The 22,560-nt window shown below is 61.2% G+C and carries 18 protein-coding genes; 13 read left to right on the plus strand and 5 right to left on the minus strand.

What is annotated here, in order from left to right; translation table 11 throughout:
- Window positions 1-62: 62 nt before the first annotated feature.
- The 8 genes from KHO30_RS27415 to KHO30_RS27450 all read left to right on the plus strand — a co-directional run bounded on the left by KHO30_RS27415 (window position 63) and on the right by KHO30_RS27450 (window position 10,742).
- Window positions 63-1,385 (plus strand): MFS transporter, encoded by a 1,323-nt coding sequence (locus KHO30_RS27415; protein WP_211702903.1) that lies wholly within the window; start codon window positions 63-65, stop codon window positions 1,383-1,385.
- 355 nt (window positions 1,386-1,740) lie between these two features.
- Window positions 1,741-2,388: a response regulator gene (locus KHO30_RS27420; RefSeq protein WP_211702904.1), complete on the plus strand. Its 648-nt coding sequence runs from the start codon at window positions 1,741-1,743 to the stop codon at window positions 2,386-2,388.
- Between the two features lie 159 nt (window positions 2,389-2,547).
- Entirely contained in the window at window positions 2,548-3,240 is a 693-nt protein-coding gene (locus tag KHO30_RS27425) for a response regulator (protein WP_093643604.1), read from the plus strand.
- 111 nt (window positions 3,241-3,351) lie between these two features.
- On the plus strand, window positions 3,352-3,996 hold the full coding sequence (locus KHO30_RS27430; RefSeq protein WP_211702905.1) for a response regulator: 645 nt from the start codon (window positions 3,352-3,354) through the stop codon (window positions 3,994-3,996).
- A 245-nt stretch (window positions 3,997-4,241) separates the two neighbouring features.
- On the plus strand, window positions 4,242-4,988 hold the full coding sequence (gene aqpZ / locus KHO30_RS27435; protein ID WP_211702906.1) for an aquaporin Z: 747 nt from the start codon (window positions 4,242-4,244) through the stop codon (window positions 4,986-4,988).
- Window positions 4,989-5,020: 32 nt separating this feature from the next.
- A complete protein-coding gene (locus KHO30_RS27440) occupies window positions 5,021-8,821 on the plus strand; it encodes an ATP-binding protein (RefSeq protein ID WP_211702907.1) in 3,801 nt (1,266 codons plus the stop codon).
- Between the two features lie 380 nt (window positions 8,822-9,201).
- On the plus strand, window positions 9,202-9,636 hold the full coding sequence (locus KHO30_RS27445; protein WP_093643597.1) for a CHRD domain-containing protein: 435 nt from the start codon (window positions 9,202-9,204) through the stop codon (window positions 9,634-9,636).
- A gap of 128 nt (window positions 9,637-9,764) precedes the next feature.
- Window positions 9,765-10,742 (plus strand): alpha/beta hydrolase, encoded by a 978-nt coding sequence (locus KHO30_RS27450; protein ID WP_093643595.1) that lies wholly within the window; start codon window positions 9,765-9,767, stop codon window positions 10,740-10,742.
- Here KHO30_RS27450 and KHO30_RS27455 read toward each other — a convergent pair.
- The gene (locus KHO30_RS27455; RefSeq protein ID WP_211703059.1) at window positions 10,712-11,554 is read right to left on the minus strand and encodes an EcsC family protein; all 843 of its coding nucleotides are present in this window, start codon (window positions 11,552-11,554) and stop codon (window positions 10,712-10,714) included. The genes KHO30_RS27450 and KHO30_RS27455 overlap by 31 nt on opposite strands.
- Before the next feature lie 140 nt (window positions 11,555-11,694).
- On the opposite strand from KHO30_RS27455, the gene KHO30_RS27460 reads away from it, so the two are divergent.
- Together KHO30_RS27460 and KHO30_RS27465 are read left to right on the plus strand one after the other, a co-directional pair.
- Complete coding sequence (locus KHO30_RS27460; protein WP_093643591.1) at window positions 11,695-13,290, plus strand: MDR family MFS transporter; 1,596 nt, start codon at window positions 11,695-11,697, stop codon at window positions 13,288-13,290.
- Window positions 13,291-13,321: 31 nt separating this feature from the next.
- Window positions 13,322-13,819, plus strand: a complete 498-nt coding sequence (locus tag KHO30_RS27465) for a MarR family winged helix-turn-helix transcriptional regulator (protein WP_211702908.1) — start codon at window positions 13,322-13,324, stop codon at window positions 13,817-13,819.
- An 89-nt stretch (window positions 13,820-13,908) separates the two neighbouring features.
- Here the strand turns inward: KHO30_RS27465 and KHO30_RS27470 are convergent, their stop codons facing one another.
- Window positions 13,909-15,186 (minus strand): amino acid deaminase, encoded by a 1,278-nt coding sequence (locus KHO30_RS27470; RefSeq protein ID WP_211702909.1) that lies wholly within the window; start codon window positions 15,184-15,186, stop codon window positions 13,909-13,911.
- A 146-nt stretch (window positions 15,187-15,332) separates the two neighbouring features.
- On the opposite strand from KHO30_RS27470, the gene KHO30_RS27475 reads away from it, so the two are divergent.
- The 3 genes from KHO30_RS27475 to KHO30_RS27485 all read left to right on the plus strand — a co-directional run bounded on the left by KHO30_RS27475 (window position 15,333) and on the right by KHO30_RS27485 (window position 18,174).
- The gene (locus tag KHO30_RS27475; RefSeq protein ID WP_200653946.1) at window positions 15,333-16,223 is read left to right on the plus strand and encodes a MurR/RpiR family transcriptional regulator; all 891 of its coding nucleotides are present in this window, start codon (window positions 15,333-15,335) and stop codon (window positions 16,221-16,223) included.
- A 3-nt stretch (window positions 16,224-16,226) separates the two neighbouring features.
- The gene (locus KHO30_RS27480) at window positions 16,227-17,708 is read left to right on the plus strand and encodes an N-acyl-D-amino-acid deacylase family protein (RefSeq protein WP_211702910.1); all 1,482 of its coding nucleotides are present in this window, start codon (window positions 16,227-16,229) and stop codon (window positions 17,706-17,708) included.
- A 79-nt stretch (window positions 17,709-17,787) separates the two neighbouring features.
- Window positions 17,788-18,174, plus strand: a complete 387-nt coding sequence (locus KHO30_RS27485; protein WP_028200605.1) for a RidA family protein — start codon at window positions 17,788-17,790, stop codon at window positions 18,172-18,174.
- An 839-nt stretch (window positions 18,175-19,013) separates the two neighbouring features.
- Here the strand turns inward: KHO30_RS27485 and queF are convergent.
- Genes queF through ilvA form a run of 3 tightly spaced genes read right to left on the minus strand, consistent with a single transcriptional unit; the run spans window position 19,014 to window position 22,284 of the window.
- A complete protein-coding gene (gene queF / locus KHO30_RS27490) occupies window positions 19,014-19,838 on the minus strand; it encodes an NADPH-dependent 7-cyano-7-deazaguanine reductase QueF (RefSeq protein ID WP_054037665.1) in 825 nt (274 codons plus the stop codon).
- Window positions 19,835-20,737, minus strand: a complete 903-nt coding sequence (locus KHO30_RS27495; RefSeq protein ID WP_093647935.1) for a 5'-nucleotidase — start codon at window positions 20,735-20,737, stop codon at window positions 19,835-19,837. Before KHO30_RS27495 ends, queF begins: the two co-directional genes overlap by 4 nt.
- 23 nt (window positions 20,738-20,760) lie before the next feature.
- Window positions 20,761-22,284 (minus strand): threonine ammonia-lyase, biosynthetic, encoded by a 1,524-nt coding sequence (gene ilvA / locus KHO30_RS27500; RefSeq protein WP_244864147.1) that lies wholly within the window; start codon window positions 22,282-22,284, stop codon window positions 20,761-20,763.
- Window positions 22,285-22,560 lie beyond the last annotated feature (276 nt).

Here is a 22,560-nt window from a genome sequence, read left to right on the forward strand (position 1 = left end):
GGCTTTTCCGATGGTTTGCCCAGCCGTAGGATACCTCCAATTCATTCATTGCAGAGGCTGTCATGGGAAACGATTCGATTGCCGCCGTGCGGGTACCAGGCGCGCGTACGGCGAGCCATCGGTGGAAAGTGCTGGGAGTGGGCTTTGCGGCGAACGCGAGTTTCTCGGCTGCTTTTTCAGGGATCCCGACTACGGCCGTGTTTTTGCGTTCGGGTTATCACCTCGGCAATGACGGGCTCGGACTGGTGCTCGGCATGCTCGGTTTGGGCATTGCGGTCAGCGAGTTGCCGTGGGGTTTGTTGACCGACCGTTGGGGCGATCGCCGCGTGCTGTTGCTTGGACTTCTTTCGACTGCCGCGGCGCTAGCCGGGATGGCATTGTTCGTGGTGCCGTCCGGCGCGCATGTGCCGGGCGTGGCGACGCTCGCGCTCGGCCTGCTGCTTGTCGGCCTGCTCGGCGGCAGCGTCAACGGGTCGAGTGGCCGTGCGGTGATGGCCTGGTTTCGCGAAGGTGAGCGCGGCCTCGCGATGAGCATTCGGCAGACCGCGGTGCCGGCCGGCGGAGGCCTGGGTGCGCTGATCTTGCCGGCGCTCGCCTCGAAGTTCGGCTTCGCCAGTGCGTACTCCGTGCTGGCCCTTGCGTGTGCGATTACTGCGGCGTTTGCATGGTGGTGGCTGCACGAGCCTTCGCACGTTGAAGGGAACGGTGTGAGTATGGCTCGCAACGCTGCGGTTGCCGGTGCAGGTGCGGCGCCGGCGAAGGTTTCTCCGTTACGCGACGTCGGCATCTGGCGTGTGGCGCTCGGCGCCGGCACGTTGTGTGTGCCGCAGATTGCCATCGTGACATTCGGGACCGTCTTCCTTCATGACTTCGGCCGCGCCGGTGTGCTGGCGATCAGTTTGACGATGGCGGCCGTCCAAACGGGCGCTGCGATTGCGCGGGTCTGGAGCGGTGCGTGGACCGACCGGCGCGGCAATCGACGCGCTTACATGCGCGCCTGCAGCGTGCTGACCGCGGTGCTGTTTGCATCGCTCGCCCTGGTGACGGGTCTGGCCGGCATGCACCATACGGCGATGACGGCTGTGGTCGCACTGATGATCGTGCTGGGCGGCATAAGCGCGTCCGCATGGCACGGCGTTGCCTTCACGGAACTGGCGACCCTCGCGGGGACGAGTCGCGCTGGCACCGCACTCGCGATCGGCAATACCTGTATCTTTCTCACGCTGTTCCTGACGCCGCTCGCGATTCCGGTGTTGTTGTCGGTGGGTTCGTGGCCGATGGTGTGGGCGGTAGCCAGTCTGTGCGCATTGATCGCGCTGCCGGTATTTCCACGCGTGGCTCGCGTTAACAAGCTGACGGCGGCACGCGCTTGTGATGCCACGTGATGGAGTAATAGCGACCGGTGGCGTTATGTTGCCGGTCAAATTCGTTATTTTTCATGCGACGAGAGCGGCGGTGCGCTCTCGTCGCTATGTTGCTTTTCAGAAGAAAAAATAGCGACGAAAAAACTCTCGCATATTCGATTTGCATAATTGCGCATTCCTGCTTTGATAGTTTCGCAATGGGCTATCAAATTGTCAGCGGGTTTCAGAGTGCTCCGATTTTCTCCGGTTTGTAGCAGTGGTTTTATGGCCGCCCTTGGTGCGGTGTCCTACGCCACTGGGCCATTAGAGCGCGCATGAAGCGGACGGTATTTCCCTATACGTTTGCTGAGTATGCCTACAACAGCAGAGACAAATCATGACGAAACTTCGAGTCATTCTTGCGGACGATCATCCATTCGTTCTGCTTGGCGTCCGGGCCGCGCTGGAAATGCACGCCGGTGTCACCATTGTCGGCGAAGCGACTACTCCCACTTCATTGATCACGCTGTTGGAGAGCACGCTATGCGATGTGCTCGTTACCGATCTGACGATGCCTGAGGTATCCGGCACGGTCGAAGATGGGTTGGACCTTGTCAGGCGAATCCGATCCTCATGGCCGTCGTTGCGCATCGTTGTGATGACGGCTCTGACGAACACTGCGATTCTGCGCGCCATCGTGTCAGATGGTGTAGTCAGCGTGCTCAGCAAAATGGAAACGTTGGACGAGCTTTGGCAAGCGATGGAGACGAGCAGGAAGGGTGACATGTACGTCGGCCGCTCCATCATTCAGGCGCTTGCTTTGCCTCGGGACGACGCGAGCGAACTGCCTCCTGTATCGCGATTGTCCTCCAGACAGGCAGAAGTTATAAGAATGTTCGTGCGTGGCCAATCGATCTCCGAGATCGCCGCGACGCTCGGATGCCATCGTCGCACTATCAGTCGTCAGAAACGCGAAGCAATGGCTAAACTCGGCGTTGCCAACGATCCCGGTCTCTTTGCTTATATTCGTGCGCATGGCGTTTGATGGAGTTAAATCGTATATCTAATCAATTTTCAGAGTGCGGTCATTGCTCATTTAAGAGCGATCTTATGTCTATCGGCCAGGATTTGATTAATGATCGCGGCACGGCCAGTTGCTCCGGAGAGAGCGGCAGGGAATTCAGGTACGGGGGAGAAAAAGACGATGAGCGATAACGTTGAACCAAGTACACCTGTGCGTACCATCATCGCGGACGATCATCCACTGGTTCTGTTAGCGATCGAGAATCTGATGATGGGCTATCCGGATATGCAAGTCGTCGGTCGTGCTGCCGACGCCACGGAACTGTTCAAAGAAGTTGATCGTGTTCCATGCGACCTCGTTTTCATGGACCTTTACATGTCAGGGGGTCTCTACGGCGACGGATTGGAGGCCGTCAGGCAGTTCAAGATGCGTTATCCCCAAGTCGCACTCGTAGTACTCACGATGGAAACCGAAGCGGCCGCGTTGAGAAAGGTTATCGCGCTCGGTGTCGATGGGCTGATCAGCAAGCGCGACCGGATCGATCTGATTCACGTGGCAGCCATCACGGCGCTGGCTCGGGAGTGCTACCTCGGGCCGGCGGTGCGATCGCTGATTGCCGATGCAACAGTCGCGCAGCGGCTCGACTTTGTCCGTCAAATGTTGTCGCGCCGCGAACTGGAGGTGTTCAGGCAGTACGCCTCCGGCCTTGGCGTAACGGAGATCGCCGCGCGCTTCGGTCGCAGTGTCAAGACGATCAGCGCTCAGAAATGTACTGCGATGCGCAAGCTCGATCTTCATAGCGACGCGGAGTTGTTCCGCTTCGCTGTCGAGCACGGCGTGATCTCTGAAGATTGTCTGCAGAACCGGCGCTAAGCCGACGAGATGTCATGCCGGTTTGGTGGCATGGCGAACAGAAGATGTACTTGGCACATCCCGGGGAGGCACGTTGCGTGCAGGGAGTGCCAGTCGATAAGACAAGAAAAAATGACACAAAGAATCCGCGTCATCGTGGCCGACGATCACGATTGCGTTCGTGTTGGTGTGATGCGTCTGCTTCAAGCAGCGCCCCACATCGAGATAATCGGTGAGGCGCCCGATACCGAAACGCTGGCCGAATTGCTCGACGTCCATGCGTGCGACGTCGTCGTATCGGATATCGGCATGCCGGGCATCCACGGTGCCAACAATGCCGTCTCGTTTCTCCGCCGTCTGTTGCGGGGGCGGCCGCGCCCTTGCGTCGTCGTGCTGACGATGATCTGCCATGTGCACATGCTTTCAGGATTGTTGCACCTCGGCGTGGCCGGAATCGTCGATAAGCGCGATACCGCCGCGGCGTTGATCGAAGCGATCGAGGCAGCGGTTGGCGGCCGTGTTTATCTATCGGACCAGGCGCGCATTGCGATGGACGCATGCGATGCGCCGCCACAGCCGCGCGCGGGTGTGCTGAGCGCGCGTGAGTGGGAGGTCTTCCAGCTTTATGTGCAAGGTTTGGCGGTCCACGAAATTGCAGCGCGACTGCAGCGCAGTGGCAAGACCATCAGCACGCAGAAGCGAAGCGCGATGCGCAAGCTCGGGCTCGAGACAGAAAACGACCTCATCGACTATGCGAGGCAGATTGGGTTGGCCTGATAGCTGCGTCAGAGAACTAGACTGCGACTCCGGTGATGATTCTTAGGATTTTAGGAGTCTTCTGATTGGTTGGGTGAAGTTGCCGCTTCATAGTTATGAATTAGCTGAGGCTCGACGTCCAACGCCGCCTGACGAAGGCAGTTATTTCGCCATGCTGAGCAATGCCGAGCCTGGAAAATTCAGGCAAATGTCTAGCGGCTGGAGTAGAGCACCGTCTGCCATTTGCGCAAATACTGGGAGGCGGAATGGTAGGGCTAGGCAAGCGGTTATGGGTCGAAGGGGTCGGGACGGCCTGGGTGGTGTTCATCGGCTGCGGCAGCATTGTATTGAACACCGGCGCGGTCCAGCAAGGTTACGGCATCCTTGAAGTCTCACTCGCATTCGGTCTCGCGCTCGTCACAGCGAGCTATGCATTCGGCGCCATCTCAGGCGCGCACTTCAATCCAGCAGTCACGATCGGCTTCACGGTCGCGCACCGTTTCCCCGTTCGGGATCTGCTGCCCTACATTGCCGCCCAGATTCTCGGCGCCATCGCAGCCGCAGCGCTGCTCGTATACGTGGCGAGCGGCCGCCCCGGCTTCGAACTGGGTGCGAGCGAATTCGCAGCGAACGGTTTCGGCGAACATTCTCCGGCCGATTATCAACTTCATTCCGCACTGGTCATCGAGCTTGCACTGTCGTGCGCTTTCGTCTTGGTGAGTCTGATGGTGACCTGCCGGCGAAAGTTGCGACCGATCGCACCGCTGGTCGCCGGTGCGTCTCTGATGATCGTGTACATGGTGTCGATCCCGGTTACCAACGGTTCGATCAATCCCGCTCGCTCCACTGGTCAGGCGTTGTTCGTCGGCGACTGGGCACTCGACCAGCTCTGGCTGTTCTGGGCCGCGCCGTTGCTGGGCGGCGTCGCTGCCGGAGCGCTGTTTTCCTTCCTCCGGTACAAGTCCGGCCGGCGTGCGGCATCGCTCGCTCACGGGCAGGGCGAAGTCGCGTGAGCGCCGCCTCGTCTAATTTCATGGTGCTCGCGATGAGACGCCAACGCGGTGTCGCGGTGCGGCATGTGGTCCGGCGTGTATCGCAATGTCTGCTCGTGATGTTCGCCTTTGTCGTCGCGCTGATGCAGTCGGCGGCGGCTCAGCCTGTCGCTGATTCATCGCATCCGCAAGTCGGCGGCGCCTTTCCTGCCACGTTGACCATCGGCGTTCTCGCGAATGGATGGTTGCCTTTCGACGGACTTCTGGACGGTCAGCCAACCGGCTTGAGCGCCGACTATCTCCGCGCGCTCGTTGGGCCGAACGTCGTGATCGGGTCCAAAGTGTTCCCTGACATGCCGCAGCTACTGGCCGCAGCCTGCGCCGGCAATGTCGACCTGGTCATGAGTCTCGCGCGCACACCCGAGCGGGAACGCTGCTTCAGCTTCAGCGCGCCGTACTTTCGGGCGTCGGCATCGGTGGTGGTGCGTCGCGACGGCAATGCGTCGTACACGAGTGCCGCCCAGCTTGCCGGCGCGCGCCTCGCGGTGGAGAAAGGGTTTGCGCTGGAGCGTTCGTTGCGCGAGCGCTTTCCACGCGCCCAGCTGGCAACCTTCGCCAGTACGCACGCAGCGCTTCAGGCGGTCGCACAAGGCGATGCCGATGCCTATCTCGGCTTTACTCCGGTCGTTCAGTATGCGCTGGCCACCGGGGAATTCCGCGGCCTGCAAGTCGCTTTCGAGGAACGCGGCAGAATCGCTGACTTGCGCTTTGCCGTCCCGCGCAACCGCGCGGCGTTACGCGACCAGATCGATCGTGCGCTCGCTTCCATGAGTCCGGCCGACGACACGGCGATCCGTGCGCGCTGGCTATCCAGCAGCTTCGACGCGCAAGCTGCGTCCACTGCGCGGCGCCTCGCATTGACGGTCGAGAAGCAGCGCGTCCCGCAGAAGGGGCTGGCCGGCAACACGGCGGAGTCGGGAACGTGGAGCGTTACCGCCGTGCGCCTTTTGCCCTTGCTGATTGGTATCGGTCTCGTGTTGCTGGTTACGCTACGCGCGTATCTGCTGCTGCAACGCGAGGTCAGGCTGCGTAAGCAGACCGAACGCGAACTGGCGCTACAGCTGAATTTTCAGGAAACCATGATGGAGATGGTTCCTTATCCGCTCGTCGCCAAAGATCTGGATGGGCGCTACATCGCGATCAACCGTGCGTATGAAGAGGTGTGTGGATTGCGCCGCGAAGTGGTGATCGGACGTACGGCCGTGGACGTCCAGGCATGGGGCAAAGCCAATAGCCACGTTCTGGATGACCTCACACGCAAGATGCTGAACGGCGGCGAGCCTGCGCAGGCGGAACTCGAGTTTGAACGCAGCACAGGTGACCTGCGGCACGGCCTGTTCTGGTCACGGATATGTCATAGCAGCGACGGCAGGGCCAGTTGTGTGCTCGGAACCATGGTCGATATCACCGATATCCGGCGTGCTGAAATGCTCGCGCGCGAAACCGAGCGGCGCCTTTTCGACGTCACGCGCTCATTGCCGGCTGTCGTATTTCAATTGCGACGCACCGTGGGCGGCGCGTATTCGTTTCCGTATATCGGCGGCGACACACGACATCTGCTGGGTGCCGCCCCTGCCTCGTCGATGAACCGCGAAGAAATCGATTTCAGACGTGTCTGCGAAGAGGACCGGCCTTTCGTGCTGGCCGAACTTGAGCGATCGGCGCGTTGCGAAACGCCGGTGAATATGGAGTTCCGCTTCGAAGTCGAGTGTGAGATCAAGTGGGCGCGCGCGGAGCTGGTGCCGCGTCGCGAGAGCGATGGCAGTGTTGTCTGGAGCGGCTATTGGGTGGACGCGAGCGTCGAGCACGCGCGGTCCGAGGAACTCGCGCGAGCGCGCGACGTGGCAGAAGCCGCCTCGCGTGCAAAAGATGACTTTGTCGCGATGATGAGTCACGAAATCCGTACGCCGATGAACGGCGTGCTCGGCCTCGTCGAAGTGCTGGAGCGCACGCCGCTCAATGCGGATCAGGGGGAAATGTTGAGCATGATCCACGAGTCGGCGGGGGCATTGCTGCAGATTCTGGACGACTTGCTCGACTATTCGAAGATCGAAGCGGGGCGGCTGACTATCGAAGCCGAACCGATCGACATGCGCGAGTTGGTCGACAACGCGGTCGGTTTACTCGCGGGCCGCGCCCACGAAAAGGGCTTGAAAGTACGCGTGGATATCGCGCCCGAAGTCGCGGCTACGCTCCGTGGAGACAGCGTGCGATTGCGGCAGATTCTGTTCAACCTTCTCGGCAACGCCATCAAGTTCACGCCGAAGGGCGAGGTCGACGTCCAGGTCGCGGTCGTCGATCAGGCCGGCGACGTTCAGACGATCGAGATGACTGTCGAGGACACTGGCATCGGCATTGCGCCGGAGCTGCAGGCGCAGTTGTTCGAGCCGTTCGTGCAGGCGGAGACCTCTACTACCCGCCGCTTCGGCGGTACCGGCCTTGGTCTGACGATATGCCGCAAGTTGATCGATCTGATGAACGGAACCCTTGAATTGCATAGCGAACCTGATGTCGGTACAGGCATGACGGTGCGCCTCACCATGCCAGTGGCATCGCAGCACTACTCAGTGAACGGCTTGCGCGGCAAGCGCGGCGTTGTGGCGACGGACGACGCGCGGGTCGCACAGGCGCTGATGCATTTCGGCCAGGCCCTTGGACTAGAACTGAGTCGCGTATCGCCGCATGTGGCCGAACTATGCGATTCCGCCGGCCTGGAAGGCGTGGATATGATTTTCGTGAGTGAAGATGCGGCGCTGCCGACGAACGCCAGGCCCGGGTCGCGGATCATCTGCCTGACCGAGAAACCCAAGCCGACGGGCTATCGCATCCTCGACAACAACGTGCGCGTCAGTATCAACCCAATCTCGTGGCGCGGTCTCGGTGCGGCGTGCGCCGCGGCGATGACGGGGTTGCCATCCATGGCGCCGCATTCCACCGGCATGCCGCGCAAGGCCGAAGGCGCTGCTGTCCCGCCGGACCGCGAACGGGCAATTGCCAGCGGACGGCTCATCCTGGTTGCGGAAGACCACCCGGTCAATCAGGAGTTGATTCGTCATCAACTGGCCTTGCTCGGTTTTGCCTGCGACGTGGCGAACGACGGCGTCGAGGCACTCGCCGCGCTCGAGCAAACCAGCTACGGATGTCTGATCACGGATTGCCATATGCCGAACCTGTCCGGCTACGAATTGGCGCAGCGTATCCGGGATCGGGAGCAGGACGGCATGCATCATTTGCCGATCCTCGGGATTACCGCGAATACCGCGCCGGAAGACCTGAAGCTGTGTCGCGACGCCGGCATGGACGACTGTCTCGTCAAGCCGACGCGGCTTGCCACACTACGCGAGTACCTGAGCCGTTGGTTCGGCACTGACAGCGCATGGCAAGCGGCTCCGGCTGAAACGGTCAGTGCATCTCCGGTTTCGGGGCTGGATGCGCATGGTGGTGCCGAACCATTTATCCCGGTCGATCTGAGCCATATGACGCAATTGTGGGGGAGTGAATCGACCGTTAAAGCCCTGCTCGATTCATTCGTTTCATCGGTGCGCGAAGACGTGCAGGCATTGTCGCCGCTACTCGAACACATCGAGATCGAGCGTCTGCGCGAGTGGCATCATCGCGTGGCAGGGGCCGCGAGTGTGTTGCAGTACCCGCCGCTGCTCAATGCGTTGGAAGACTACCGTCGGGGTATCACCGTCAAGACGCCGGAGCGCTTGCGCAGCGACGGGCTGGCATTGGTGCGCAAGTGCAATGCGATGCTGGATGGAATCAAGGAGCAGGCTGCGTTACTTGCATGACGCTGCTTTGCTCCGCACCGAGGCAGCCTGCAGCACCTCGCTTGCGCGATCGTATTGGTGCGTGCGCGCCCATGAGCAAATCCATGCAACGAATTGCGAGGACGAAAAAAAACGCGGCCGAAGCCGCGTTAAAGATTTGGAGACATCCCTCGATGAAGGAGTCACTTCTCGCAGTCGGAAGCATAATCCGGATGGCGCAAAAGATTCAGTACGAATTGCGCAATTAACTGTTTGTAAATATCGAAGAAGGCGTCGCGCAGATCGCCGCAATGTCATTTGACCCCGACGCAAACAGCTGTAACGGATTTGCACTAGTATGTGGTGGCTCTGCGCGTGACCGAAATGTCGGTGCGGCGGTGCATCAAAGTCCGGAGAAGACCATGATTGCGCTTCGAAAATTAAATCTTGCTGTGGTGTTGTGGGCGTTGGCGTCGGGCGTCGCCTTTGCGGATACGGTGGCGTTGAAGGCCGATCTCGAACCGTCGAGCGAAGTGCCGCCGCGCGTGAGTCACGGGCACGGCATGTTGAACGCCACGTTCGATACGTCGACCAAGTCCCTACAATGGACGGTCACCTATGAAGGGCTGAGTGGTCCGGCAACCGCCGCGCACTTCCACGGCCCGGCGCCGGTCGGGCAGAACGCGAAGGTCCAGGTGCCAATCGGCAAGGACGCGCTGGCGAGCCCGATCAAAGGATCGGCGGCGCTCACTGAACAGCAGGTGACGGACTTGATGGCAGGGCAGTGGTACTTCAACGTCCATACCGAGCAGAATCCGACGGGCGAGATTCGCGGGCAGGTTTTGCCGGCGAACTAGGCAAGAGGACAACGAGAAAAGCCTTGCCCGGTGGCGCGGGCGCTTTTTCAGGATTAGAAGCCGCCGTCCATTGGCGCGGCGGCGAACGCACGTACCATGTTGGGACACTATCGAAGGAGCGTGTCCCAATGAGTTGGCAAAGTGCACTCGCCTGCTGGTATCTGCGTAAGCAGTTTCGACCGCAAACTCTCAAGCCGACTATCAATGTGGAGAAGGCGCGTGCGCTGACAGCCAAGCGCGCCTGGTCGCCGCGCGTGCCGGGGGGCTGGCGTCTGCGCGAGTCGTACGGGCCGAACGATTGGCCGCTGCAGGGTGAGTGGATCGAGCGCGCCGACGGCGTGTCCACTTCCGGGAATGGCCCGACCGTGCTGTATTGCCACGGTGGTGGCTACTACTTCTGTTCGCCGCGTACGCATCGCTCGCTCGTATTCGGACTCGCCACGCGTGCGAACGCACCGATCTTTTCCCTCGACTACCATCTCGCGCCGGAGCACCGCTTTCCAGCCGCGCTCGACGATGCGGCCGCAGCCTACCGTCAGCTGATCGCGGACGGCACGCCGCCCGAGTCGATCGTAATCGCGGGGGATTCAGCGGGCGGCGGCCTTGCGCTCGCTACGGTAGTCGCCTTGCGCGACGCCGGCGATCCGTTGCCGGCAGGCTGCCTGCTGTTCTCGCCGTGGACCGATCTCGCCGCTGCCGGCGCCACCATTCGCACCAACGACGGTCTCGATCCCATGTTCAGCGGTCCCGCCATCGCGCGGGCCGCGCAGGTTTATCTCGGCGATACGCCCGCCACGCACCCCTACGCTTCGCCGGTCTATGCCGACATGAAAGGCTTGCCGCCGCTCTTCATCATGGCGGGCAGCACCGAGGTATTGCTCGATGATTCGCAACGCGTTGCCGACAAGGCGCGCGCGGCGGGCGTCGACTGCGAACTCGAAGTGTGGAAGAAGATGCCGCACGTCTGGCCCTTGTTCACGCCATTCATCCCGGAAGGCGGCCGCGCACTCGACCGCGCCGCGGCCTTCGTGCGGCGCGTGACGAGTGCAACAACGAGCGGGCGCGGCACGACCGCTCAGCCGTCCAAAGTGACGTCGATTGCCTGATAGGCGGCTTCGACCGTTTCCAGACCGTATTGCCGTTCCAGCCGCCGCACGGTGAAGTGACCGTGCGCGACCTGCTGGAAGTGGTCGATGAATACCGTGTTGACCATCGCGCCGAGCACCGCGCCAATCGCCGGAATCGACTTGGCGGCGATTTGCTCGCTCACCTGCACCGAAAAGCGCGCGGCAATCGTGTTGAGCAGACGTAGCAAGGCCGCCGAGCCATGCGCGGTGAAGCCTTTCGTCGCGATTTCGGATGAAGCCTTCGATACCGCCTGCGCCAGCGCGCCGCGCATGATGAAGTAGCCGAAGTCGGCGTCGTCGTCGGCCTTCGAGGTGCCGCCCATGCCGAGCACCGTCAGGCATTGCAGCTGCGTGTCGATCGACGACAGATCCTCGCCTTCGCTACGCGCGATGTCGCAGATCGAGCGAAACATCAACGTGGTCGTGACCGGTAACTCGACGGGCAGCGCGAACAGACCGAATGCGCCGCCAGCCGCGCCGGTGGTCGCCACAGCGAACTTGTGCAGCAGATTGCTCGGTTTGTCGGGCACCACAAGGGGCGAGGCGCCGGCCTGCCGTCCCAACGTGCGCAGCGCGATCGAGAGGCACTTGCGCAACGCCAGTTCCGTCGCATCCGTGATCTTTTCGTTGGCAAAAGCCGGCATGCGCGCGAGCAGCTTCTCCAGCGGCGAACCGACGATGCTCGCCAGTTTCATCGCCAGCGCGGGGCTCTCCAGTTCGTGTTTCGCGCGTCGCAACGCGCTCAGGTCGTCGTCCGATAAGGATTGTGCTGCGAGCGAACTCGGCTCCATGTGCCTCCCTGGCGTCATGTATTGTCCATTCTTCAGTCGATTGCCGATGCGGCGAGCCGCACCGGCGCGTTCCAGCTTAGAGCATCACCTCATGGTATGATTCCCGATCGTTTGACGAGTCAACTGTTGCTCCATCAAAAATGGCTGTCCATACCGCGGCCCACCACTCGAGTGGGCAAGTTTTACCTTTCCGTGAGTCGCTACTGGCGATGCTCGGCGTTTCCTTCGTTTCGATGCTGGTCGCACTAGACCAGACCGTGGTCGGCACCGCGTTGCCCACGATCGTCGCGGAACTGAAGGGTTTCGAGCTCTACGCGTGGGTCGGCACCTTGTATTTGCTGACCTCGGTGATCACCGTGCCGATCTTCGGCCGCCTCGGCGATTACTACGGGCGCAAGCCATTTGTGATCGCATCGATCGTCGTGTTCACTGCCGCTTCGGTGCTCTGCGGCGCTGCCAACAACATGCTGTTCCTCGTGCTCGCGCGCGGCTTGCAGGGCATCGGCGGCGGCATGCTGGTCGGCACCGCCTTCGCGTGCATTCCTGATCTCTTTCCCGACTCGGTCGTGCGACTGCGCTGGCAGGTGCTGATGAGTTCGGCGTTCGGGATTGCGAACGCGGTGGGGCCGTCGCTCGGCGGTTTTCTCACGCAGTACTACGGCTGGCGCTCGGTGTTCTATGTGAATCTGCCGGTCGGTTTGCTGTCGCTATTTTTCGTCTGGCGCTTTTTGCCGCATCTGCGGCACATCGAGCACGAAGGCAAGATGCGGCTCGATTGGCCGGGTGCGTTGTTGATCGCGGTTGCGCTCGGTTCGCTGCAATTGTTCGTCGAGTTGTTGCCGAAGCATGGCGTCACCTTGGCCGCCTTCGCGCTGCTCGCATTGAGCGTCGCCTCGGCATATGGCTTGTGGCAGTGGGAAAAGCGCTGCCCGACGGCGATTCTGCCGGTGGATATGTTTCGCAATCGCAGTCTGGCCGCGCTCTTTACGCTCGCCGTGCTGGGCGGCTTCACGATGTTCTCGTTGTTGTTCTACGCGCCGTTGCTGTTTCAGGGCGGCTTCGGGATGTCGCCGAAAGAGGCGGGGCTTGTCATTACGCCGCTCGTCGTATTCATCACGATCGGCAGTATCGCCAACGGACGTATCGTCTCGCGTGTACGCAATCCGAATCTGATGCTGTACGTCGGCTTTGCGCTGGTGGCGCTGTCGTGCCTCGGCGTGGTCGTTGCGACGCGTGCCATGCCGCAATGGCTGCTGATGTCGTTCATGGTGCTCGGCGGACTTGGTCTCGGTTTCGTGATGCCGAATCTGACGATCTTCGCGCAGCAGACCGCGGGCCGCGAACACCTCGGTATCGCCACCGCGTTGCTGCAGTCGCTGCGGATGATCGGCGGGATGATCGGCACGGCGTTGACCGGCACGCTGATCAGCCATATGTACGCGAGCGGCGTGCGCAGCGCGCTGGAAAACGATCACGCGTCGCAGTGGTTCGCCGATCTCGGCGACCCGCAAATCCTCATCAATCATGATGCGCAAACCACCTTGCTCGGCCAGCTGACGCATGCGGGCCACAACGGCGCGATGCTGCTCGAGAGTGCGCGCGAGTCGCTCGTTTCAGCCATTCATCTGGGTCTCGCGCTCGCGGCGATCATCGCCGTGGTGTCCGTGTGGCAAAGCCGGCGTGTGCCGCCGGTCAAGCTTCAGCGCAAGCTCGAGCCGGTGATCCACGCGGATTGATTTTTTAGCCTTACCGTTTTACTGACAGATCATGGAAGAACAGGACCGCGTCGCCGTCATGCAGCAGTTCGGCCGCACTTATCGGGCGTTCATGTCGGCATTCGAAGCTCACGTGGGCCATCCGTTGCCGCGCTGGCGCATTCTGCTCGCGCTGCACGAACAGGCCGGCGAATCGTCGCAGAAGCGGCTGGTCGAGCGCTTGCGTGTCGATCCGGGCGCATTGACGCGGCAGTTGAAAACGCTGGAGGGTTTAGGCTGGATTGCTCGCAGCATGGATACGCGCGATAACCGCGTGACCAATGTGCGTTTGACCGAAGCGGGACGGTCCGCGACCGAAGCCAGCTTGCCGCGTCGCAACGCTTTTTTGCACGACACGATGGCGGCGTTACCGGACGAAGCGCTGAGCGCGTTGTCGGGGGCGTTGAAGATGCTGGAAGTGCGGATTGGCGAAGTGGCGGCTGCGACTGGCACTGCGGCTGCGTCGGCTGCCCAGGTGTCTGACACGGCGGACGCCGACCCGGCTCGCTGAGCCAGCGAGACCTGAACCTGCCGATTGAGCGGCAAGGCTACAACAAACGGCGCGCCACCTTGCGGTGAAACGCGCCGCTTCTATCACGATCAGAAGAACGTTTCGATCACTTCCGTGACGCGATACGACGGATCGACCACCAGCACCTGACGCCACTTGTCGAACGTCAGGCAGGGATGCGAGATGTCGAACGCGATCATGTCGCCGACCTTCAGATCGGCGCCCGCGGGAATCCGCAGATACGCGTGCTGATCCATCAAGCCGAAAATCTCCCAACCTCCGCTCGCCGCGATATCGCGGGGCGCTTCGGTGCCCGGACGATAGTGGCGCGACGGCTCCGGCATGCCTGCGTCGAACGCGGAATCGCGCTTGCCGAGGCCGATGATCGCGCGATCCGGTTCCGGAATCGACTGCACATACGCCCACAATTGCAGCGCCGGCAGCAAGCCTTCGCCCATTTTCTTCGCGACCGGATTACGCGCGAAGATGTCCGTCTGCGCCTTGCGGTAGACGCCGACGTCATGCGTCAGATAGCAGCCGGGCCGCAACACGACTTCGACCTTGCCGGTCTCCGAGGCCTTCACGAATTCTTCCGCGACGACGTCGTACCACGCCGAGCCGGCGCCTGACAGAACGGCCGGCGTGCGGGCAAAACGCCCTTCGTCGACAAGCGCGCGCGTCACAGCGACGGCGCTCTGCAGGAACTCGCGTACTTCGTGTTCTTCTTTCAGCACGCCTTCATACAATTCGACGCCTGCCAGCTTCAACACATCCGGATAGCGCGCGATCGCCTCGAGCACCGCGTTGCGCTGCGCTTCATCGCGCACACCGGTGCGGCCGCCTGGCACGCCGAGCTCGAGCAACACTTGCAGTGGCTTGCGTACTGACGTGAAAAACTGACCCAGTTGTTCGACGCCTTCGACCGAATCGACGAGGCAGAAGAACTCGAAATCCGGGTCGCTCAGCAACTCGGCGATCATCATCATGTTGCGGCGGCCGACTAGCTGGTTGGCCATCAGAATCCGCGACACACCGCCGTGATACGCGGCGCGCACCTGATGCGCGGTGGCGAGCGTGATGCCCCATGCGCCGGTTTCGAGCTGACGGCGAAACAGCTGCGGTGCCATGGTGGTTTTGCCGTGCGGCGCGAGCTTGACGCCGTATTCCGCGACGAACGCCTGCATCCACTTCAGGTTGTGTTCCACACGATCCGCGTACAGCACGGCGGCGGGCAGGCTCACGTCTTCGTTCAGCAGGTTCCACTCGAGGCGCGCGGCATCCGTGAGTTGGATGCTGGTGCCCGGAACCATGCCCAAGCCCTTGCTATAAGGATCAATCGTTGCGCCCTGATAGTTTGTAACTTTCATGTCTCCCTGCTCCATCGTCCAGTTAAATCGAATCAAAGTTGACTTTACCATGTTACCGAAAGTACGATGGTTGGAGGAATGTTATTTAGTACCACGGTTTTCCGGAAGCGCTTTGTAAGCGTTCGCGAGACACCCCACAGCCTGCAATGAACCTGACCGCCGAACCGCTGGCCTTCGATATCGTCGCGCGCATCGCCGAATGCGCGCCGGAACTGCGTTCGGCCGAACGGAAGGTCGCCGCGCTGATTCTCGACGACCTGACCGGGGCATCGCGTGCCAGCATCGGCGCGCTCGCCCAGCAGGCGGAGGTGAGCGTCGCGACCGTGACGCGCTTTGCCAAGGCGGTGGGTTGCCGCGACGTGCGGGAGTTAAAGCTGCGGCTCGCGCAGGCGGCCGCTGTCGGTCAGCGCTTCCTGCAGGCGGGCGGACCCACCGACGCGCCCGAGCCGATTGCCACCCGCGTGTTCGACGAACTGCAGACCGCGCTGGCACATAACCACCAACTTCTTCGTCAGGCGCCTTTAGCCGAAGCCGCAGCCACGCTGCGCGCCGCGCGGATGATCTACGTGTTCGGCATGGGCGGCGGCTCGACCGCGCTTGCCGACGAAATGCGGTTCAGGCTCGTGCGCCTCGGCCGGCCGGTTGCAACCTATCAGGACGGCCTGTTGCAGCGTATGGTGGCGAGCACCGTGTCGCGCGAATGCGTGGTGATTGCGTTGTCCACCACCGGGCGCGTGCCCGAGATGGTTGAGAACTGCAAGATCGCGCGCAGCTACGGGGCGACTGTGATCGCTCTGACCGCGCCGGCTTCGCCGTTGGCCAAACTGGCCGATTGGGTGATCCCGATCGTCGCCTTCGAAACCGATTTCATTTACAAGCCGTCGTCGTCGCGCTACGCGATGATGATGGCGCTCGATGTGCTCGTCACCGAACTTGCCGTGAGTCAGGGTGACGAGAGCCGCGAATTGCTGCGCCGCATGAAGCACGCGCTCGACGCGCACCGTGGCGGCGGCGACCGACAACCGTTAGGAGACTGATCCATGCATTCGCATCCCGAAGCCGCCGATACGCTGATCGTCGGCGCGCAACTGTACGACGGCACGGGCGCGCCGCCGGTCGAACGCGACGTTGCGATCCGCGACGGCCGCATCGCCGCGATCGGCAATCTGTCGAACTGGCTCGCCGAAGAGGTGATCGAAGCGAACGGCCGCGCGCTGGCGCCAGGCTTCATCGACGTTCATACGCATGACGACACGCACGTGATCCGTTCGCCGCAAATGCTGCCGAAGATCACGCAGGGCGTGACGACGGTGATCGTCGGCAATTGCGGGATCAGCGCGTCGCCGGTGTCGTTGAAGGGCGATCCGCCTGATCCGATGAATTTGCTTGGTGAGCGCGATGCGTTCCAGTACCCGACTTTCGCTGCGTACGTCGAAGCGGTGAACGCGGCGCGTCCGGCAGTGAATGTCGGCGCACTAATTGGGCACACGGCGTTGCGCAGCAATCAGATGGACCGGCTCGATCGCGCGGCGACCGCGGCGGAAATCGACGGCATGCGCGCGCAACTCGAAGAGGCGTTGTCGAACGGGGCGTTGGGTTTGAGTTCAGGGCTCGCCTACGGCTCCGCCTTCTCCGCGCCGACCGAAGAAGTGATGGCGCTGGCCGAACCGCTTGCCGCCGCAGGCGCGCTTTACACCACGCACATGCGCACCGAGTTCGACGCGATTCTCGACGCGATGGACGAAGCGTATCGGGTGGGCCGTCACGCGCACGTGCCGGTGGTGATTTCGCATCTGAAGTGCGCGGGTCCGTCGAACTGGGGGCGTAGCGTTGAGGTGCTGAAGTCGCTGGAGGGCGCCCGTCGTTTGCAGCCGATCGGTTGCGATTGCTATCCGTACAACCGCAGTTCGTCGACGCTCGACGTGAAGCAGGTGACGGGCGACATCGACATTACGATCACGTGGTCGGAGCCGCATCCCGAGATGGCGGGCAAGCTGATCAGTGAGATTGCTGCCGAGTGGGGCGTCACGCAGCAGGAGGCCGGCAAGCGCTTGCAGCCGGCGGGCGCGGTGTATCACAACATGTCCGAGGACGACGTGCGGCGCATTCTGTCGCATCCCGCGACGATGGTGGGCTCGGATGGATTGCCGAACGATCCGTTGCCGCATCCGCGATTGTGGGGCGCGTTTCCGCGCGTGCTTGGGCACTACGTACGTGACGCCGGTTTGCTGCCGCTTGAAGAGGCTGTGCGCAAGATGACCAGCTTGTCGGCGCGCCGGTTTGGCTTGGCGCAGCGCGGCGAGGTGCACATCGGTTATCACGCGGATCTGGTGTTGTTCGACCCGGCCAAGGTGCGCGACGCGGCGACGTTCGAGAAGCCGCAACAGGCGGCCGATGGAATCGACGCGGTGTGGGTGAATGGCGTGTTGGCTTACCGCGATGGCGCGGTGACTGGCGAACGGGCAGGGCATTTTGTGGCGCGTGGTGCGGCGTCGAAGGGCGATGCGCACGGCGCGTTTTGATTTTTTGTTTTCTGATTGATATGGCACGCGGTTGTGGCGTTGCTCGCGCTGCGTGCCGGACTTTTTAAGGAGCTGGATGATGAAGCGATATGGCGTTGAAGGTGGCAAGGGTACGGGTGGTCAACATATGCCCTTTGCTCGGGCGGTCGAAGCGGATGGCTGGTTGTTCGTTTCCGGGCAGACGCCGATGGAAAATGGCGAGGTGATCAATGGCGGGATTGTTGAGCAATCGCACAAGGCGATTCAGAATGTTTTCGCGATTCTGAAGGAAGCTGGGTATGGGGCGGAGCATGTTGTCCGCTGTGGTGTGTGGCTGGATGATCCGCGGGATTTTGCTTCGTTTAATAAGGTGTTTCGGGAGTATTTTGGGGAGAATCCGCCGGCACGGGCGTGTGTGGTTTCTTCGATGGTGATTGATTGTCGGGTTGAGGTTGACTGCGTCGCTTATAAGAAGCCTTCGGCTTAAGGTTTTTTGGTCGTCGTAGGCGCTGATTGGGGTTTTTGCCTGCTTGGCGCTTGTTTGTCAGTGTTCCTGGGGCTTTGGCCTTTCCTTGAATTGCTAGTGGTCTATTAGTGTTGCCCCTGTGCGGGGCGGCACTTACTTTCTTTGCCGCCGCAAAGAAAGATAAGCAAAGAAAGCGGCTAGAAGCCCCTGCTAAGCGGGTCTCGTGGTGTGCCTGGGGTAGTGGTGCGACTGGAATCCGTGTTCTCTCACATTCGGCGTTAGTGACAAAGGATTCATCAGCTCCCACTCCGCACTACGTGCGTCGCGGACGGGTCTGCATGGGAAACCAAGGGCTTCGTTCAATATCTGTGGGAGCCATCGGCTTCGCCTCGGCGAGGCGCCTCTGCATTCACACGGGAACTCCCACTTCAAACGATATGTCGGTGCTCGCAATCACGGTCGCAACTGACATTCCAATCACAATCGGAATCTCGGCGGCCGTAGGCGTGCAATGAGCGGCCACAAACCGTTGGCGAGGCGTGGGCGCCAAAACGCAGTGCTCGGTTTTATGAATGGCTCTTCGGCGCGCGCAGCGCCGCCGGAAGTATGACGCCCTTGTCACAAGTGCATGCAGGTGCACGAACACAGATTCCAGTCGCACCACTACCCTGAGCAAGCTGCGGGACCCGCTTAGCAGGGGCTTCTAGCCGCTTTCTTTGCTTATCTTTCTTTGCGGCGGCAAAGAAAGTAAGTGCCGCCCCGCACAGGGGCAACGCTAATAGACCACTAACAAAGCAAGGAAAGGCACCAAGGCCAGAGACACGAACAAAAAGCGCCGCGCAGGCAAAACCGCCACATATTTATTGCCGCGCCAGCCGCAAATTATCCGGCATAGGCAAATTAAAATTCGTCCGGAACGGATTAATATCCAGCCCCCCGCGGCGGGTATACCGCGCGTAAACAGCCAGCTTCACCGGCCGACAGGCCTTAAGCACATCGATAAAAATCCTCTCGACGCACTGCTCATGAAACCCAGTGTGATTCCGATAGGAAATAATGTACCTCAGCAAGCCCGCATGATCGATCTGCGGCCCAACATAGTGAATCTGCACACTGCCCCAATCAGGCTGCCCCGTCACAGGACAATTCGACTTGAGCAAGTTGGAAACCAAAGTCTCCTCAACAGGCGACTCGTCAAACGCAGCCTTCAGCAACGAAGCATCAGGATGATAAACGTCGGTATCGAGATCGAGTCGATCCAGCGACAAGCCGTCAAACTCTTCCATCTGCAATTTGCCGAACTCATACGGCGCCGCCAGATGAACCGACACCGTCGCTCCGCATGAAGCGGAAACATCCCGCTTGATCGTGTCACGCACAACTTCCATCGACTCGAAAGCCGTCTGCGCAAACGACCCCAGATAAAGCTTGAACGACTTCGACTCGACAATATTCGGCGAATCAGCCGGCACAAAGAAAGTCGCCACCGCAATCTGCGGCTTGCCGCGCGCGTTCAGCCAGGAAAGCTCGTAAGCGTTCCAGATGTCCGTGCCGAAAAACGGCAACTGCGCGCCAATCCCAATCGCCTCGCGCGCATTCTTTCGGGCAATCGGAAAGAGCAGCGAAGCGTCATATTGTTCGGTGTAAGTGGAAGCCTTACCCAGCGGTGACTGTTCAGGTGTCATGATGCGTTCACGATGCCACTCAGCACGTGCCCCGTCGCCGTTACGACGCGGGCCGATTCGCAATGGCCAATTTGGTCGTCGAAGAAAAAGTCCGGCTCGAACTCGCGCAAAAATGCGCTCTTGTCGAGGCCGCCGAGGAACATCGCTTCGTCGATTTCGATGTTCCACGCCATCAATGTGCGGATCGCGCGCTCATGCGCCGGGGCCGAGCGCGCCGTTACCAATGCCGTACGAATATGCATCGGTGCGGCTTCGTCCGCGAGTTTCTGCAGGCGGTGCAGCGCTTCGAGCAACGGCTTCAAAGGCCCATCCGCAAGCGGCAAATCCTTGTTGTGAATCTCATGGCCGACGAACGCGCGCAAGCCATCTTTCTGAAAGATACGCTCGGCTTCGTCGGAAAACAGCACGGCGTCGCCGTCGAAAGCAATCCGGATTTCGTCCGGGTACTTGCTCGCCATTTTCGCCGATTCGGGCAAGACGCGCGCGGCCGGAAATCCGGCAGCCAATGCGTCGCGCACGTCGTCCTGATTCGCGGACAAAAACAGCGAGGCGTTCAGCGGCTTCAGATAACCGAATGGCGCGCGCCCACGTGTGAACACGCCGCGCTCGATCGCCAGCCCGTACTCCCTGCACGAATGAAATGCGCGCAACCCACTGATCGGATCGCTGCGCGACAGGATCACCACTTCGACCCGATGACCGCCGGCATTCAAGGCCAGCAGCTTGCGGATCAGCGGAAACGCGACGCCCGGTTTGGCGGGCACAGCCAGCCGCTCGCGCTGCAACGCTTCATACGCCTGCAGGTCGCCTTTCTCGTAAACGCAGTTCTCTTCCTCGAAGTCGAACAGCGCGCGCGACGAGATTGCCACCACCAGTTTGTCGACAAGCGAAAGAGCCATCTGCGCGTTTTAGTCCAATAAGGTCAAGCGAGAAACAATCGGTATACAGGGTTCTGCGTCTCTTCCCAGCACGGGTAACCAAGCGTCGTGATAAAGCGGTCGAACTCGCTGTTCTCGCTCTCCGGCACCTGAATGCCCACCAGAATCGAACTGTAGTCCGCGCCCTGGTTGCGATAGTGGAACAGGCTGATATTCCAGTTCGGCGCCATCGACGACAGAAACTTCATCAACGCGCCCGGGCGCTCCGGAAACTCGAAACGGAACAGACGTTCGTCGTGGGCCAGCGGCGAGCGGCCGCCGACCATGTAGCGGATGTGCTGCTTCGACAGTTCATCGAAAGTCAGATCGACGGTGGCAAAACCATGCGCTTCAAATGCACCCGCGATCTGCGCCGATTCGCTGCGATTGCGGATCTGCACGCCGACGAAGATATGAGCTGAATTCGCGTCCGCAATCCGGTAGTTGAACTCGGTGACGCTGCGCGTGCCCACCAGTTCGCAGAAGCGGCGGAAACTGCCGCGCTCTTCCGGGATCGTCACGGCGAACACCGCTTCACGTGCTTCACCCACCTCAGCACGCTCGGCCACGAAACGCATGCGATCGAAGTTCATGTTCGCGCCGGACGTGATCGCGATCAGCGTCTGGTCCTCGATGCCTTCGCGCTCGGCATACTGTTTGGCGCCGGCCACGGCCAGCGCGCCGGCCGGCTCCAGCACGCTGCGCGTGTCCTGGAACACGTCCTTGATCGCGGCGCACAGCGCATCGGTGTTCACGAGCAGCACGTCGTCGAGATATTCGCGGCACAGGCGGAAGGTTTCCTCGCCTACCAGTTTCACTGCCGTACCGTCCGAGAACAGACCCACTTCATTCAACGTCACCCGTTCGCCAGCTTTCAAGGAAGCGGCCATCGCGCACGAGTCGTCAGTCTGCACGCCGATCACCTTGATCTCCGGGCGCACCGATTTCACGTACGCAGCCACACCCGCGGCGAGTCCACCACCGCCGATCGGCACGAAGATCGCGTGAATCGGGCCCTGATGCTGGCTGAGAATCTCCATCGCGACCGTGCCCTGGCCGGCGATCACGTACGGATCGTCGAACGGGTGGACGAACGTCAGGCCGCGTTCTTCCTGCAGCTTCACGGCATGTCCATAGGCGTCGCTGTACGACTCGCCGAACTGCACGACTTCGACGGTCGCGCCGCCATGCGCGCGTACCGCATCGACTTTCACCTGCGGGGTCGTGACGGGCACCACGATGATCGCCTTCACGCCCATCCGGGCCGCCGACAACGCCACGCCCTGCGCATGATTGCCCGCCGACGCGGTAATGACGCCCCGCTCCAGCGCGTCCGCCAGAATATGCGCCATCTTGTTGTACGCGCCGCGCACCTTGAACGAGAACACCGGCTGGTTGTCCTCACGCTTCAGATAAACCGGATTACGCAGCCGTGCCGACAGATTCGGCGCGCGTTCGAGTTCGGTCTCGCGGGCCACGTCGTAGACGCGCGCGGTCAGGGTTTTCTTCAGGTAGTCGTGGGAAGCCATGCGGGTGGCGCGGTGCGCTTTGCGAGACGGGAAAGGGTCAATGATAGCGCCAACGGTGTGCACGCTGGCCCTCTGTGAACCTTGGGCGTATCCCGGCGCGCCGCCGGTAAAGCCCAACCCGACCGTCCGGTCGGAGAATCGATCGTATGCGCTCGAGACCGCCGTTCAGGACAAAAACGCCAAAAGTCCTGCCGCAACCCTGATTTCAGGCGTCAACGCGTGGCGGGATCATGGGGTAGAATTCCATTTTGGAATAAGGATCGGAAGATGCACTGG

The organism is Paraburkholderia aspalathi, from assembly GCF_905220735.1.
In the GTDB taxonomy this organism is placed as follows: Bacteria; Pseudomonadota; Gammaproteobacteria; order Burkholderiales; family Burkholderiaceae; genus Paraburkholderia; species Paraburkholderia aspalathi.

Coding starts and splice junctions, on each gene's coding strand:
- KHO30_RS27480 (WP_211702910.1), top strand. CDS start 16,227: ATGCATTCGCATCCCGAAGCCGCCGATACGCTGATCGTCGGCGCGCAA.
- KHO30_RS27475 (WP_200653946.1), top strand. CDS start 15,333: ATGAACCTGACCGCCGAACCGCTGGCCTTCGATATCGTCGCGCGCATC.
- KHO30_RS27425 (WP_093643604.1), top strand. CDS start 2,548: ATGAGCGATAACGTTGAACCAAGTACACCTGTGCGTACCATCATCGCG.
- KHO30_RS27485 (WP_028200605.1), top strand. CDS start 17,788: ATGAAGCGATATGGCGTTGAAGGTGGCAAGGGTACGGGTGGTCAACAT.
- aqpZ (WP_211702906.1), top strand. CDS start 4,242: ATGGTAGGGCTAGGCAAGCGGTTATGGGTCGAAGGGGTCGGGACGGCC.
- KHO30_RS27415 (WP_211702903.1), top strand. CDS start 63: ATGGGAAACGATTCGATTGCCGCCGTGCGGGTACCAGGCGCGCGTACG.
- KHO30_RS27455 (WP_211703059.1), bottom strand. CDS start 11,554: ATGGAGCCGAGTTCGCTCGCAGCACAATCCTTATCGGACGACGACCTG.
- KHO30_RS27465 (WP_211702908.1), top strand. CDS start 13,322: ATGGAAGAACAGGACCGCGTCGCCGTCATGCAGCAGTTCGGCCGCACT.
- KHO30_RS27430 (WP_211702905.1), top strand. CDS start 3,352: ATGACACAAAGAATCCGCGTCATCGTGGCCGACGATCACGATTGCGTT.
- KHO30_RS27445 (WP_093643597.1), top strand. CDS start 9,202: ATGATTGCGCTTCGAAAATTAAATCTTGCTGTGGTGTTGTGGGCGTTG.
- KHO30_RS27450 (WP_093643595.1), top strand. CDS start 9,765: ATGAGTTGGCAAAGTGCACTCGCCTGCTGGTATCTGCGTAAGCAGTTT.
- KHO30_RS27420 (WP_211702904.1), top strand. CDS start 1,741: ATGACGAAACTTCGAGTCATTCTTGCGGACGATCATCCATTCGTTCTG.
- ilvA (WP_244864147.1), bottom strand. CDS start 22,284: ATGGCTTCCCACGACTACCTGAAGAAAACCCTGACCGCGCGCGTCTAC.
- KHO30_RS27495 (WP_093647935.1), bottom strand. CDS start 20,737: ATGGCTCTTTCGCTTGTCGACAAACTGGTGGTGGCAATCTCGTCGCGC.
- queF (WP_054037665.1), bottom strand. CDS start 19,838: ATGACACCTGAACAGTCACCGCTGGGTAAGGCTTCCACTTACACCGAA.
- KHO30_RS27470 (WP_211702909.1), bottom strand. CDS start 15,186: ATGAAAGTTACAAACTATCAGGGCGCAACGATTGATCCTTATAGCAAG.
- KHO30_RS27440 (WP_211702907.1), top strand. CDS start 5,021: ATGAGACGCCAACGCGGTGTCGCGGTGCGGCATGTGGTCCGGCGTGTA.
- KHO30_RS27460 (WP_093643591.1), top strand. CDS start 11,695: ATGGCTGTCCATACCGCGGCCCACCACTCGAGTGGGCAAGTTTTACCT.